13 protein-coding genes are annotated in these 13,232 nt (G+C 46.2%); 11 read left to right on the top strand and 2 right to left on the bottom strand.

Annotated features, from left to right (window positions below; all coding sequences use genetic code 11):
• Window position 1: 1 nt before the first annotated feature.
• The 4 genes from ACHKAR_RS08225 to ACHKAR_RS08210 are packed head-to-tail and all read left to right on the top strand — an operon-like array spanning window position 2 to window position 3,715.
• Window positions 2-877: a hypothetical protein gene (locus ACHKAR_RS08225; protein ID WP_395416985.1), complete on the top strand. Its 876-nt coding sequence runs from the start codon at window positions 2-4 to the stop codon at window positions 875-877.
• A complete protein-coding gene (locus ACHKAR_RS08220) occupies window positions 877-2,163 on the top strand; it encodes a bifunctional folylpolyglutamate synthase/dihydrofolate synthase (protein ID WP_395416984.1) in 1,287 nt (428 codons plus the stop codon). Before ACHKAR_RS08225 ends, ACHKAR_RS08220 begins: the two co-directional genes overlap by 1 nt.
• Window positions 2,160-2,822 carry a tRNA (guanosine(46)-N7)-methyltransferase TrmB gene (gene trmB / locus ACHKAR_RS08215; protein WP_159579715.1) on the top strand — a complete coding sequence of 221 codons (663 nt, stop codon included), beginning with the start codon at window positions 2,160-2,162 and terminating at the stop codon, window positions 2,820-2,822. The genes ACHKAR_RS08220 and trmB overlap by 4 nt, the downstream gene beginning before the upstream one ends.
• The gene (locus ACHKAR_RS08210; RefSeq protein ID WP_395416983.1) at window positions 2,819-3,715 is read left to right on the top strand and encodes an FKBP-type peptidyl-prolyl cis-trans isomerase; all 897 of its coding nucleotides are present in this window, start codon (window positions 2,819-2,821) and stop codon (window positions 3,713-3,715) included. The genes trmB and ACHKAR_RS08210 overlap by 4 nt, the downstream gene beginning before the upstream one ends.
• Before the next feature lies 1 nt (window position 3,716).
• Here ACHKAR_RS08210 and ACHKAR_RS08205 read toward each other — a convergent pair whose 3' ends face one another.
• The gene (locus tag ACHKAR_RS08205; protein ID WP_395416982.1) at window positions 3,717-4,178 is read right to left on the bottom strand and encodes an Lrp/AsnC family transcriptional regulator; all 462 of its coding nucleotides are present in this window, start codon (window positions 4,176-4,178) and stop codon (window positions 3,717-3,719) included.
• A gap of 153 nt (window positions 4,179-4,331) precedes the next feature.
• Here ACHKAR_RS08205 and ACHKAR_RS08200 point away from each other — a divergent pair, with 153 nt between their 5' ends.
• Window positions 4,332-5,606, top strand: coding sequence for a cystathionine gamma-synthase family protein (locus ACHKAR_RS08200; RefSeq protein WP_395416981.1), 1,275 nt, complete (start codon window positions 4,332-4,334; stop codon window positions 5,604-5,606).
• On the opposite strand, the gene ACHKAR_RS08195 is transcribed toward ACHKAR_RS08200, so the two are convergent.
• The gene (locus ACHKAR_RS08195) at window positions 5,561-6,181 is read right to left on the bottom strand and encodes a phosphoribosylanthranilate isomerase (protein ID WP_159579723.1); all 621 of its coding nucleotides are present in this window, start codon (window positions 6,179-6,181) and stop codon (window positions 5,561-5,563) included. The two genes, ACHKAR_RS08200 and ACHKAR_RS08195, sit on opposite strands and share 46 nt — an antisense overlap.
• A gap of 75 nt (window positions 6,182-6,256) precedes the next feature.
• Between ACHKAR_RS08195 and ACHKAR_RS08190 the strand changes: the two genes are divergently transcribed.
• From ACHKAR_RS08190 to ACHKAR_RS08165, 6 genes are all read left to right on the top strand, one after another.
• Window positions 6,257-6,574, top strand: a complete 318-nt coding sequence (locus tag ACHKAR_RS08190) for a thioredoxin family protein (protein WP_159579725.1) — start codon at window positions 6,257-6,259, stop codon at window positions 6,572-6,574.
• 176 nt (window positions 6,575-6,750) lie between these two features.
• A complete protein-coding gene (gene mnmA / locus ACHKAR_RS08185) occupies window positions 6,751-7,890 on the top strand; it encodes a tRNA 2-thiouridine(34) synthase MnmA (protein ID WP_395416980.1) in 1,140 nt (379 codons plus the stop codon).
• Window positions 7,891-7,904: 14 nt separating this feature from the next.
• Window positions 7,905-8,585 carry a hypothetical protein gene (locus ACHKAR_RS08180; RefSeq protein WP_395416979.1) on the top strand — a complete coding sequence of 227 codons (681 nt, stop codon included), beginning with the start codon at window positions 7,905-7,907 and terminating at the stop codon, window positions 8,583-8,585.
• Window positions 8,572-10,182: a S8 family serine peptidase gene (locus ACHKAR_RS08175; RefSeq protein WP_395416978.1), complete on the top strand. Its 1,611-nt coding sequence runs from the start codon at window positions 8,572-8,574 to the stop codon at window positions 10,180-10,182. Before ACHKAR_RS08180 ends, ACHKAR_RS08175 begins: the two co-directional genes overlap by 14 nt.
• 3 nt (window positions 10,183-10,185) lie before the next feature.
• Window positions 10,186-10,839 (top strand): ribulose-phosphate 3-epimerase, encoded by a 654-nt coding sequence (rpe, locus tag ACHKAR_RS08170; protein WP_395416977.1) that lies wholly within the window; start codon window positions 10,186-10,188, stop codon window positions 10,837-10,839.
• 41 nt (window positions 10,840-10,880) lie between these two features.
• Window positions 10,881-13,217 (top strand): TonB-dependent receptor, encoded by a 2,337-nt coding sequence (locus ACHKAR_RS08165; protein WP_395416976.1) that lies wholly within the window; start codon window positions 10,881-10,883, stop codon window positions 13,215-13,217.
• Window positions 13,218-13,232 lie beyond the last annotated feature (15 nt).

The raw sequence follows: 13,232 nt of genomic DNA, 5'->3' as shown, positions 1-13,232 counted from the left end.
GATGGGCGAGGAGAAAGAGAAGAAATACAGGAAAATCGGGTGGTTCACCTCCATATTGGTTCAGGTGATCATGTTGATACTTTTTTACTTTCTCATAGCCTGGAAGGAGCCCTTTCCCCCGATTCCATCTTACGGCATTGAATTGAGCTTTGGTATTGAGGATGCTGGCTCCGGAGAGAAGCCGCTGAGTAATCCGACACCCACAGAAGAGCCTGAAGAAGAGGTGGAAGAGGTCAGTGCTGACGAGTCTGTAAATGAGCCTTTGGAGGAAACAGCAGAATTTCAGGATGAAGTACTTGAAGAAATCACCGAACCCACTGAAGCTCCTTTGGTAGAAACCCCATCACCGGATGTGGTAGAGAAGAAGACCGAAACCCCCAAGGTAGAAAAGCCAAAAGAAGGGGTGAAAGAGGTGAAACCAGCTAAAACTCAACCCAAGGAAGCTGAAAAGGTCACTAAAGAGACCTTGAATCCGGCGGCTACCATGCCTAAAACGGAGGGTGATCCCAATAGCACAAAAGGGGAACAGAAAGAGAAAGGAGCTGAGGGTAAAGAGGAAGGTAGCATTGACGGGCGTGCCTTGATGGGCGAGCAGGGATCTTCAAATGGTGCCAGTCTGCAGATGGCAGGATGGGTTTGGGATGTCAAACCCAACCCCAAGGATGCCTCTTCCGAATCAGGAAAGATCGTCTACCGAATCAAAGTGGACAGCGATGGTTACCTGACAGGTATTGAGCTGGTGTCCAGTACGGTTTCACATGTCGTGGAGCGCTATTATCGACAGTCCGTTGAGCGCCTGTCTTTTACCAAGACCAATGATTACTCCCCGGCACCCATTTCATCAGGTACCATTACTTTCATTATCCGTTCAAAATAATGAATTATCAGCAGGCTTTGACGTATTTATACGAGCGGCTTCCTATGTTCCAGCGCGTAGGGGCGGTTGCTTTTAAGAAGGACCTTGGAAACACCAGGCGTCTCCTGGAGGCCTTAGGCGATCCTCAGAATAGTTTCAAATCTGTTCACATTGCGGGCACCAACGGCAAAGGATCTTCGGCACATGCGTTGGCCAGTATTCTTCAGAGCGCTGGCTACAAAACAGGACTCTATACCTCTCCACACCTTAAGGAATTCACTGAGCGCATTCGGATAAGTGGCACCGAAGTGAGTCCGGAATTTGTCGGGCAATTTGTCACACAACATCAGGGCTTGATTGAAGCTATTAATCCTTCTTTCTTCGAAGTGACTGTAGCGATGGCCTTCCAATATTTTGCAAGTGAAGCGGTGGATATCGCGATTATCGAAACGGGCTTGGGCGGCAGGCTTGACAGTACCAACGTTATTGATCCGTTGGTGAGCCTCATCACCATGATAGGCTATGATCATGCCGACCTGCTGGGCAATACCCTTCCGGCCATCGCTGGAGAAAAGGCCGGAATCATCAAACCCGGTCGGCCCGTTGTGATAGGAGCAGACCAACCTGACCTGTTATCGGTCTTCGAAGCAAAAGCTCGGGAAGTAGGGGCTCCATTGAAAATCATGCGGCAAATGAGGGTTGTTACGGGTGAACAGGGCGTTTTTCATCAGGATTTTGAGGTATTGGAAACCAATAAGCCTGCTATGACCTTGAGGACAGACATTACGGCCAACTATTTTTTAAAAAATATCCCTGGAATATGGGGTGTGATCAGTGAGTTGAAAGGCCAGGGGTTCGACATAGATGTAGAGGCCATTCGATCAGGATTTGCGAACATCAAAACTCAAACCGGCCTCAAAGGTCGATGGCAAATGATCAGGCAAAAACCATTAGTTGTGGCAGATGTGAGTCACAATGAACCGGGTATGGCCCAACTCCTGGACCAGGTCTCATTGGTGCCCCGTAAGCGATTGCACATGATCATAGGGATGGTAAGGGATAAGGATATTTCGGGTGTTTTGAATCTGTTGCCAAAAGAGGCCACCTACTATTTCACACAGTCGTCGGTACCCCGTTCGCTTCCTGCCTCTGACCTTCGTATGCAGGCAGAAGCGATGGGACTCCCTGGCAAAAGTTTCGATAATGTCAATGAAGCTTTGAAAGAAGCAGAAAAGAATGCCCATTCCGATGACTTCATTCTCATCTGTGGTAGTACTTTTGTGGTCGCGGAAATTGACCATTTGTGAGAAAGAAACTAGTACGATTTGCAGAAAATGCCCTGCGAGATAACATCATCGAACCAGGGAAGCCACTTTTTGATGAAATAAAAGGAAACTGGCACCAACTATATTTCAAAAACGATTGTCCTATCACCGTTGAACTTGGCTGTGGAGATGGTGAATACACGGTGGGGTTGGCTGGTGTGCAACCTGAAAGAAATTTCATTGGGGTGGACATCAAAGGGGATAGATTGCATCAGGGCAGCACCATAGCCATTGAAAAGGGCCTAAACCAGGTCGGCTTTCTGAGAAGTCAGATCCATATGTTGGACAAGTTTTTTGGTGAAGGAGAGGTGGATGAGTTTTGGCTTACATTTCCCGATCCCAGGCCGAAAAAAGGGGACGCGAAGAGGAGACTGACCAACCCGCGATTCCTACAGATGTACCAGCAGATCTGTAAGCCAAATGGATGGTTTAAGTTTAAAACCGACAGCACTTCACTTTTTGAATATACCCTTGAGGTGCTGGAGCAGGAATTTAAAGTTGAAAACCTGGAATACACCCGGGATTTGTATAAGTCCGATCTGATGGCAGATCATCATGGCATAAAAACCAAGTATGAGCGCATCTGGACGGAAAGGGGTGAAGATATAAAGTATTTAAAATTTCGATTCAAAAGTAAATGACTCAATCAAAATTAAAATCTGTTCTTTTAGGACTCAGTATCATTCTACTGGCCTTTACTACTTCTTGTTTGAAATCCGACGATGTGTTTGACAGTGCTGCTCAATACACAAAGGATCAGGAAATCATCAGCCAGTACATTGCTGACAATGGGCTTACCGTTCAAACGGACACCAGTGGTCATGGACTCAAGTATACCATGGTCAAAGAGGGAACTGGAGATTCTCCTAAACTTAATGATATTTTGTTTTTGAATTATAAAGGAACGCTCCTGTCAAATGGAAAGGTATTTGACGAGCAGGACAGTGCCTTCTTGCAGCTGAGTCCAAACCTTATTGGAGGCTGGCAGGTGTTGGTGCCTTACCTGAAAGAAGGGGGGGAAATGACCATGTATCTGCCGTCCTTTTATGGATATGGTCATTATGGAAGTGGAGATGGCTCCATTCCAGCTGATGCGATATTGATCTTCAATATAGAATTGCACGGAATATTTACGCAGTTTGAATTTGAACAATATCAGATAGAGCGCTACCTGGAAAACAATGACCTTACTGCCATGACCGATACTGTCAAAGGACTGAAATATATTATCACCAAGGAAGGCACTGGCGACCATCCGGTACCTTCTGACAAAATCAAGGTGGACTATTCAGGAAGACTATTGGCCAATGATGAGGAATTTGAAAAGAATGAAAACATTGAATACACGCTTTCATCTTTGATTGAAGGTTGGGAAATATTGATGCCATATGTCAAAGAAGGGGGCTCAATCACCATGTTCATACCTTCAAAATATGCTTATGGAACGAATAGCGTTGTAAGAAATGGTGTTGTTAAGATTCCTCCCAACTCAACACTTATATTCGAGGTGACACTGAATAGAATCGTGGATTAAATCATGAGAGAACCAATGGTATGGCGGTGGATTTTTGTACCTCGGTCATCACAAAAGAACTATTTACATTGGCGATATTTTCCATGGAGGCCAACTGGTCGATAACCACCGCCTGGTAGGCCTTCATGTCTTCTATGACAATCTTCAATAGGTAGTCAAACTGCCCTGCAATGTGGTAGCACTCCACCACAGCAGCTATTTTGGTGATCTCCAGCTCAAACTTCTTGATGTAAGTTTTGCTATGCTCTTTAAGGGAAATGCTGGTAAATGCCACCAGTGACTTATTGAGCTTGTCGGGATCAAGAATCGCCACATAGTGTTTGATATACCCATCTCTTTCGAGGCGTTTCACACGCTCATACACCGGTGTAATGGTGAGATTCAGCTCCGCAGCAATTTGTTTATGCGTGAGTCGACCATCCTGCTGGAGTAAGTCCAATATTTTGAAATCCGTGGTGTCCATTTGCCAGATATTTTTTCTGCTTTGCATCCTTGAAAGCACTATTCTAAGAAATTATTTCTATAAAATGTGAGGATTTAGATTTATTAACTGATATTATTCGGATATCCAGAAGTAATGTGGCAACCAGCTATCTTTGATAAAAAAGCACCCCACATGAGACCCGAAAGTTTAATGATGTCATACGGCTACCGACCAGAGTTGTCTGAAGGAGCCGTAAAACCCCCGATTTTTCAAACCAGTACCTTTGTTTTCAAATCTGCAGAAGAAGGCAAAGCGTTTTTCGAAGTGGCCTATGGCCTTCGGGAAAAGCACGAAGGAGAGGAGCTCGGCCTCATCTATAGCCGACTGAACAATCCGGATTTGGAGATCCTCGAAAACAGGCTTTCACTTTGGGATGGTGCAGAAGACTGTGCCGTTTTTGAAAGTGGTATGTCAGCCATCACCTCCACACTTTTTGAGTTCCTCAAGCCTGGAGACCTCCTTTTGCACAGTGCACCTATTTATGGAGGTACAGATCATTTCATTCGAAAAATCCTTTGTCAGTATGGCATTCACACGCTTGAGTTCAGGCCTGGCGAAAGTCAGCAGCAGATCATTGATCGAATAGGATCCGCTGAGGGCCGTTTGAAGATGGTTTATATAGAAACTCCTGCGAACCCAACGAATGCGCTCATTGATATAGAAATGTGCAGACGAGTGGGAGACCATTTTTCCGGGGAAGATCACCAGGTCATTTTGGCGGTAGACAATACCTACATGGGGCCACTTTGGTCGCACCCACTCAAGCACGGCGCAGATTTGGTGCTCTACTCGGCCACCAAGTATATCGGCGGGCATAGCGATGTGGTGGCGGGAGCCTGCCTGGGAAGCAAGCAGCTGATGGCCAGGGTCAAGGGGTTTAGGACATTTGTGGGCAATATGGCAGGTCCGTGGACCAGCTGGCTCCTGATGCGAAGCCTGGAAACGTTGAAGGTGAGAATGGATCAGCAAGCTTCCAATGCCGCTATTCTGGCTCAGCGTCTTGCTGATCACCCCAAGGTGGAAAAAGTCTACTACCTGGGACTTCTCAAGGAAGACCATCCGGAGTACGCCATTTATAAGCGGCAATACAGTTCTCCTGGCGCAATGCTCTCATTTGATATCAAAGGAGTGGAAGAGGATGCCTTCACGGTACTCAATCACCTCAAGTTAATCAAGCTGGCAGTGAGCCTCGGGAGCACAGAAAGCCTGGCACAGCATCCGTACAGCATGACACATGCCGATGTGGATCGTGACTTGAAGAACGCACTGGGTCTCACCGAAAAAATGGTGCGATTATCAGTAGGTGTGGAACATGTGGATGATATATGGTCTGATTTGGTTCAGGCCCTGGAGCATGTGGGTCAATCTTCTTCCAAAACCTCCAAAATGTCCATGACATTGCCATAATCCTTGAATCCGGGGCGGTCTTCCGGGCTGCCCTCTAGTTCTATTCCAAAATAAATCGGATCATCAACCACTTCAAAGGCATTTTCGTGTGTTAGTTCATACCCTCTGAGCAGTTTCGGACGGGAGTTCATTTGAGAAAGGATCGCTTCCGCTTCATTCTTCTGGGAATCGTCGGTCAGGTGAATGCTAATGAATTTTGCGAACTCCGATGCATAGTTGATACTGGATTCAAGTTTGGAGAGGTCTTTGGCATCTGTCAGAACCAACTTGAAAATGAGCTCTTGACTCAGTTCGGCTAGTTCCTCCAGTTGATCGATATTCTGTGTTTCGATATATTCTACAGGATATTGAGTAGCAGCCAGCTTTATTTCAGCCACCTGAGCATGGGCAAATTCACCACAGAACGACACTCCGGCTACCCAATCTGTAATTTCTTTGAATCGCTCGGGGGAAAGATAACCCTCAGTGCCTTCTTCCAGGTTGAAACCCAAAATGTCCACCATCATTCCGGCGCAGTATCGGGCATCACTGAGATTTTCTATTTTACCAATCTTCACAAAAGTTTTTAAACTCATCCTTTTCTATTTTTGCGGAACAAAGAAACCAAATCTTGAGTTTCTAAGCTTTACAAAACCAAAAAAAACAGGAATATGGCAGTTGATCTGATCACAGATAATGATTTTGAAAATGTAATTACTTCCAATGAGAAAGTAGTGGTGAAATACTTTGCGGATTGGTGTGGCAACTGCCGTCTTTTTTCACCAAAATTTAAAAGACTTTCCAATGATGAGCGATTCGAAGGAGTGACCTTTCTGGATGTCAATGCTGAAAAGAGTCCCGAAGCCCGACGTGCCGGTGGCGTGACCAATTTGCCCTACTTTGCTGTTTTCAAAAATGGGGAGCTGTTGGAAGGGTTTGCAGGAAGTAAGGAAGATGCCGTGGTGGAGTTGATTTCCAAACTCAATTAATACCGTTTATCACCCTGAATATAAAGTTATTGGATGGTTATAGGGGATAGGTGTCCCTGAGCTGCTATCTTTGCAACAGAACGGAAGTATCCGTTCTTTTTTTATAGGTCTCGTTCAGTTTTGAAGGGATTTTTTGTCGAACCGTAAACGAGGCTTTCAACCTCGCGAAGCGCATTATGAGTAAACACGGAAGAATACTTGTTGCCATGAGTGGCGGCATAGACAGCTCACTGGCCGCAGTGATGCTACACGAAGAAGGATATGAAGTCATCGGGATGACCATGAAGACATGGGATTATCAGACTTCAGGAGGATCCAAAAAAGAAACAGGCTGTTGCAGCCTCGACTCCATCAACGACGCAAGAAACATTGCCGTCAGTCTTGGTTTCCCACATTACATTGTTGACATCAGAGAAGAATTTGGTGATTATGTGATCAATCATTTCACCAGCGAGTATCTGGAAGGCAGAACGCCTAACCCATGTGTGCTTTGCAATACCCACATCAAATGGGACTCTCTGCTTCGCAGGGCGGATAAGCTGGATTGTGAATTTATCGCTACCGGGCATTACGCCAATGTGAGGCACGAAAATGATCGCTATGTGATCTCCAAAGGGAAAGATGAGCACAAGGATCAATCATATGCCCTGTGGGGAATCTCTCAGGAGAGCCTGAGCAGAACCAAATATCCTTTAGGGCATCTGCACAAATCTCAAATCAGGGAAATGGCCACAGAGCGTGGTTTCCATGAGCTCGTATCTAAATCGGAATCATACGAAATCTGCTTTGTGCCAGACAATGACTACCGGGGCTTCTTGAAAAGGCGAGTGGATGGTTTGGAAGAGCAGGTGAAAGGCGGTGAGTTTGTCCTGGAAGATGGTACCGTAGTGGGTACTCACGAAGGGTTTCCGTTCTACACCGTAGGTCAGAGAAAAGGATTAGGGATTGCATTAGGATACCCTGTGTATGTCACTGAAATACAGAAGGATACCAATCGTGTGGTACTCGGAACTTTCGATGAACTATCGCGGGATGGCATGTATGTAAAGAACCTGACAATGCAGAAATACGCGAGTATTGAAGGGGAGCGGAAAGATACGGTCACCAAAGTGCGGTACAATGATAACGGTACACCTGCCGTGATTGAGCAGATTGGAGATACCATGAAGGTCTATTTTGGGAATGGCGTGAAAGCCATCGCACCCGGCCAGGCTGCGGTTTTCTATGAAGGTAATGACGTGATCGGTGGTGGTTGGATCAAATCCAGCTTCAGACAGGAAAATCCAATGGGCATGCCTGCTATTTCTAACAGGTAGCATATTATTTTTGTATGATGCGCAATTCTCTGATACTGATATTTCTATTGCTTCTCTTCTCTTGTGAAGAGGAGCCGAGTGCGATCAGTATAGCGCCGGGTTATGATTTTTTTCCGGTAGAAATGGGGCAGTACAGAACTTATTGGGTTGAGGAGATCAATTTTGGAGCATTTGGTGGTGACACTTCCAGATATTTCCTGAATGAAGTCATCTCCGACTCCCTCATCAGCGGGGATGGTACGGTTAAGTATCTGGTAGAGAGGTTCAAAAGCACTGATTCTATTGATTGGAAACTTGATTCGGTCTGGACGCTGCAGCGTTTTAAGGAGATCATGATTGTTACTGAAAATAACATCCCGTATGCTAAATTGGCCTTTCCGGTGATCGTAGGAAAAAGATGGGATGGAAATGCATTCAATTCTCAACCGGAAAAGATGTATTATTATCAGGCTTTGTCTGAGACAGCTCATCTTCAATCTACCGGTGCATCAGAATTCATTGAGGTGATTATTGAGGACATTGAGGAAAATATAGTGAATCAGGATGAGCGCAGGGAGACGTACGCCAAAGGAATAGGATTGGTAGAAAAGGATTATGTTACTTTTCAATTTTGCAGCGCCAATTGTGGAGAGTTGGGAGAAATACAAAGCGGTAGAATTTTGAAACAGAATTTAGTAGGATATGGCCCAAATTAAGCATCTGCTGGTATTGGCGATTGTGTTGTGCGGGCACCTGGTGTTTTCCCAGAAGGATCGATACATGGTATTCTTTTCTGATAAGGAGGGAGTTTCTTTCTCAATCGACCAGCCGGAGGCCTTTCTGAGCGAAAGGGCCATCTCTCGACGCTCCCGCATGGGGATTGCAATTACAGAAAAAGATCTCCCTGTGAATGCCACCTATGTAGCAGGCGTGCGCAGTACTGGAGCACAGGTCTATTATACCAGCAGGTGGTTCAATGCGGCATTGGTGCAGATGACAAATGATGAGTTGATACAGGTCACACAACTGGCATATGTGGACAGTGTGGAATACATCGCTAAAGGGGAAAGACTTTCTGATGCCCGGGTAGCCACGGCCAACGTGGCTGAGTTTAAGGCGCCTTCCCGGGTAACATCGACTACCAGAGCACAGCTCGGGCTTATAGGAGCTGACGAAATGCATGCCGAGGGTTACAAAGGCGAGGGGATGATCATCGCGGTGTTTGATGATGGCTTTATGGGTGTCAATGAATACGAACCTTTTGAACACATCTTCACTGAAGATCGATTGTTGGGTACGAAGGATTTTATTTCCAATTCGGGCAATGTTTTCCAGTTTGATGATCATGGAAGTGCTGTATTATCCTGCATCGCCAGTTCATATGGAGAGGATGTTTCGGGTACAGCACCAAATGCCTCGTTCCTATTATGTGTGACTGAAGACATCAAGAGTGAGTATCGGATAGAGGAATATAACTGGCTTCTGGCCGCTGAGTATGCCGACAGTGCCGGAGCAGATGTGATCAACGGTTCGCTCGGTTACTCCACCTTTTCGGATAAAACCATGAATTATAACTACCAGGATATGAACGGTAAGGTTACCGTGGTCTCCCAGGCTGCCGAGATGGCCGTGGAAAGAGGAATCATAGTGGTAGTGAGTGCAGGCAATGAGGGGAATGGCTCCTGGAAGTATGTGACCAGCCCTGCTGATGCTCCGGGTGTGTTAGCAGTCGGTAGTGTGAACCCGGATGGGTCACGGTCCAGTTTTAGTTCGGTAGGTCCCACCTCGGATGGTCGGGTGAAGCCTGACGTGATGGCCATGGGAGCATTCACCACCATTTTCTATGTATCTGGAGACGATGGGGTGATTTCCACAGGAAACGGAACCAGTTTTGCTTCGCCTCAGATAGCAGGCTATGCCGCAGGAATCTGGCAGGCCAATCCCGGATGGAGCAACCAAGAAGTGATAGAGGCCATTAAAAAATCAGCCAATAAAGCCTTTGCTCCCGATAGCCTCTATGGTTACGGTATTCCGCATTATCCCATTGCAGTCACTGATACTACTTTCAAGGTATATCCCAATCCATTTCGCGATAACATCATTACTATTAACTTTGGAAACCTTGAGTTTGACAACAAGGTGGAAATATCACTTTACGACATACAGGGCAGAGAGCTATATGTTCGGGAGATTTCTACAAAGGCGCTGCCTCGTAAATTGGAGATCGAAGTAAATAACCTCCGAAGTGGAACCTATTTTTTGTCACTCAGGTCCAGGAAATTCAAGAAAACAGTTCAATTGAAAAAGATTTAGAATATGAAACAATGTCTGATTTCTCCCTCTATGCTGGCTGCAGATTTTGCCAATATCCAGCGGGATGTAGAAATGCTCAATGAGAGTGAAGCAGATTATATTCATATTGACATCATGGATGGGGTGTTTGTCCCCAACATTTCCTTTGGGTTTCCGGTGACGGAGGCCATCGCCCGTCATGCTAAAAAACCTTTGGATTTTCACCTGATGATTAGCCACGTGGACCCTTATCTGGAAGCGTGCAAAAACAGTGGCGCCAAGATCATCACCGTGCATTATGAAGGGGCTGTGCATCTTCACCGGACTATTGCTACGATAAAGTCTATGGGCATTAAAGCAGGTGTCGCGCTCAATCCACATACTCCCGTATCAGTATTGGGAGATCTGCTGGCAGACCTGGACCTGGTACTAATAATGTCCGTAAATCCCGGATTTGGAGGCCAGAAGTTTATTCCTCACACCTTTGCCAAGGTAGAGCAGCTGGCTTCTATGGCGGCTAACATCAACCCGGACTTACTGATCGAAGTGGATGGAGGGGTCACTTCTGAAAATGCCGCTGCGCTGATTCAAAAAGGAGCCAATATGTTGGTGGCCGGAAGCTTTGTTTTTCAATCTGCGGATCCTAAGCAGACAATTATCTCTCTCAAAAACGTTTAGTAACCGGAATGCATATAAAGCCGGTTCTCACTTTTCTTTTAATGCTACTGGGTGTCCAGCTGATGGCTCAGTCGGTACTGATCTCAGGCAAAATCCTGGATGACAATGGCGAGGAAGTTCCCGGCGTATCGATACTACTAAAAGGTACCAGTCAGGGGGCTATTTCAGATATTGAAGGAGCCTTTGAACTGAGGGTGCCTACGGGGAATGTTACCCTGCAGTTTACACACGTTCAGTATGAGCCGGTGGAAGTGGCCTATACCCTGGAGCAAGACAAAACAGTTGAGATACAAATGAAGGAGGGCACCACCCGGCTCCAGGATGTCCAGATTGAAGACAAGGGGCTACGGGAAAGTGAAGTTGTGAATGTTCAGAAAGTAGATGCCAAATCCGCCAAAAGTTTGCCCTCCACTTTTGGAGACTTCAATAAAGTACTTGTGACGCTTCCTGGGGTGTCTGGTAACAATGAGCTCAGTTCGGCATACTCCGTTCGTGGTGGCAATTTTGATGAAAATCTTGTCTATGTGAACGATATGCCGGTTTACCGACCATTTCTGTCCAATGCTGGGCGTCAGGAAGGGTTGAGTTTTGTCAATCCTGACATGGTGCAGGATATAGAGTTTTATGCAGGGGGGTGGGAGCCCAAATATGGAGATAAGCTTTCCAGTAGCCTCAATATCGAGTACAAAGAGCCGGATAGTATTGAGAGCGCTGTGACCATAGGTTTATTGGGCGGTACAGCCTATGCCGGAGGCAAAACCAATCAGATGTCTTACCTGATCGGGGCCAGACACCGGGATTCCAGGTACCTGCTAAACACCCTGGAAACCAAGGGACAATATTTTCCTACCTATACCGATATTCAGTCCCTTTTCACCTTTGACTTGTCAGGGAATAAATCACAATACATCAACAAAACCAAGCTGAATATCCTCCTGAGTTATGGGCGCAACAGGTACCTCACCGAACCGGTCTCTCAAACCACCGATTTTGGATCCGTACAGCAAAATTTCAGGCTGCAAACGGCTTTCATCGGAAGGGAAATCATGCGCTATGATACCTATCAGAGCGGATTCAGATTGACACATCGCTTCAACGAACGCTTGCGAACGCACTTCATAGGTTCCTCCATGTTTACTTCAGAGAAGGAGCAATTTGATGTGGAAGGGGCTTACCGCCTCTGTGATGTCAACAACAACCCCAACTCCTCGTCATTTGATGAGTGTGTGGTGGTTCGCGGCATTGGTACCAACTATGATTACGGACGAAACGACCTGGAAGCTAGCATTCAAACCTTAGAAAGCAGGTGGGAATATTTACTCAATGTGAATCATGTGTTGGAGGGTGGAGCAGGGGTTACGTTTCAGCAAATCAATGATCACATCAATGAATATTCCTTTATAGACTCTTCCGATTATGTGCATCTGACCAATTCAGTTTTTAATGACATCAATCTGAGCACGCGACAGTATTTTGCCTACGTTCAAAACACTTTTTTGTGGAATGACTCGGTGCATGCCATTAGTTCGGGAGTTCGGGCGACCTATTGGGATTACAATGGTCAAATCCTGATCAGTCCCAGAGTATCCTACCGGTGGGCACCCAAGTGGGCTAATTTCACGACATTCAAGGTCGCTACCGGCCTGTATCAGCAGCCTCCTTTTTACCGTGAACTCCGAGGGTTCGATGGTGAGCTCAGATCCAACGTCTATGCGCAGAAGTCCATTCACCTGATTGCAGGCTTTACCAGGCTGTTCTACATGTGGGGCCGTCCATTTTTGTTCACCACAGATGTCTACCACAAGCAGCTATTTGACATCATTCCCTACGATATAGACAATGTGCGGCTGAGGTACTATTCGGATAAGACAGGCACTGCCTTCGCTCGTGGCCTGGATTTCAGGATCAATGGTGAGTTTGTGAAAGGGACTCAGTCTTGGTTCAGCCTTGGCTTTTTGCAAACTCAGGAAAACATCGAAGACGATGGACAGGGTTTTATCAGACGCCCGAGTGATCAGCGGATCAACCTCGCCGCCTATTTCGAGGACCATATGCCCGGAGATCCCACGCTCAGGGTCTACCTGAATCTGGTCTTTGGCTCGGGTTACCCTTTTGGGCCACCCAATAGAGAAGACCTCAGAAATGCCTTCAGTGGAGACGAGTACTATCGGGCCGATCTCGGCCTCTCCAAACAATTTAATCTTTCCATCAATAATTTCTTCAATAAGCTCTGGGTGCGTCTGGAAGTGCTCAATGCGTTTGCAGCTGATAATACGCTGTCCTATACCTGGATAGAAGATGTAAATGGTGCCCAATTTGCCATCCCCAACTCATTATCGGCAAGGTTTTTGAATATTAAGCTCACAGCAGAACTTTAGCATTAGTTTTACGTC

Origin of the sequence: Marinoscillum luteum (genome assembly GCF_044005705.1) — a bacterium.
GTDB lineage: Bacteria > Bacteroidota > Bacteroidia > Cytophagales > Cyclobacteriaceae > Marinoscillum > Marinoscillum luteum.
Note: the sequence above shows the minus strand (reverse complement) of the source record. Positions and strands in the feature narration are given on the sequence as shown.

What these genes read in the sequence shown, in the direction of transcription:
- ACHKAR_RS08225 (WP_395416985.1), top strand. Translation starts at nt 2, where the DNA reads ATGGGCGAGGAGAAAGAGAAGAAATACAGGAAAATCGGGTGGTTCACC.
- ACHKAR_RS08220 (WP_395416984.1), top strand. Translation starts at nt 877, where the DNA reads ATGAATTATCAGCAGGCTTTGACGTATTTATACGAGCGGCTTCCTATG.
- ACHKAR_RS08210 (WP_395416983.1), top strand. Translation starts at nt 2,819, where the DNA reads ATGACTCAATCAAAATTAAAATCTGTTCTTTTAGGACTCAGTATCATT.
- ACHKAR_RS08205 (WP_395416982.1), bottom strand. Translation starts at nt 4,178, where the DNA reads ATGGACACCACGGATTTCAAAATATTGGACTTACTCCAGCAGGATGGT.
- ACHKAR_RS08200 (WP_395416981.1), top strand. Translation starts at nt 4,332, where the DNA reads ATGAGACCCGAAAGTTTAATGATGTCATACGGCTACCGACCAGAGTTG.
- ACHKAR_RS08195 (WP_159579723.1), bottom strand. Translation starts at nt 6,181, where the DNA reads ATGAGTTTAAAAACTTTTGTGAAGATTGGTAAAATAGAAAATCTCAGT.
- ACHKAR_RS08190 (WP_159579725.1), top strand. Translation starts at nt 6,257, where the DNA reads ATGGCAGTTGATCTGATCACAGATAATGATTTTGAAAATGTAATTACT.
- mnmA (WP_395416980.1), top strand. Translation starts at nt 6,751, where the DNA reads ATGAGTAAACACGGAAGAATACTTGTTGCCATGAGTGGCGGCATAGAC.
- ACHKAR_RS08180 (WP_395416979.1), top strand. Translation starts at nt 7,905, where the DNA reads ATGATGCGCAATTCTCTGATACTGATATTTCTATTGCTTCTCTTCTCT.
- ACHKAR_RS08175 (WP_395416978.1), top strand. Translation starts at nt 8,572, where the DNA reads ATGGCCCAAATTAAGCATCTGCTGGTATTGGCGATTGTGTTGTGCGGG.
- rpe (WP_395416977.1), top strand. Translation starts at nt 10,186, where the DNA reads ATGAAACAATGTCTGATTTCTCCCTCTATGCTGGCTGCAGATTTTGCC.
- ACHKAR_RS08165 (WP_395416976.1), top strand. Translation starts at nt 10,881, where the DNA reads ATGCTACTGGGTGTCCAGCTGATGGCTCAGTCGGTACTGATCTCAGGC.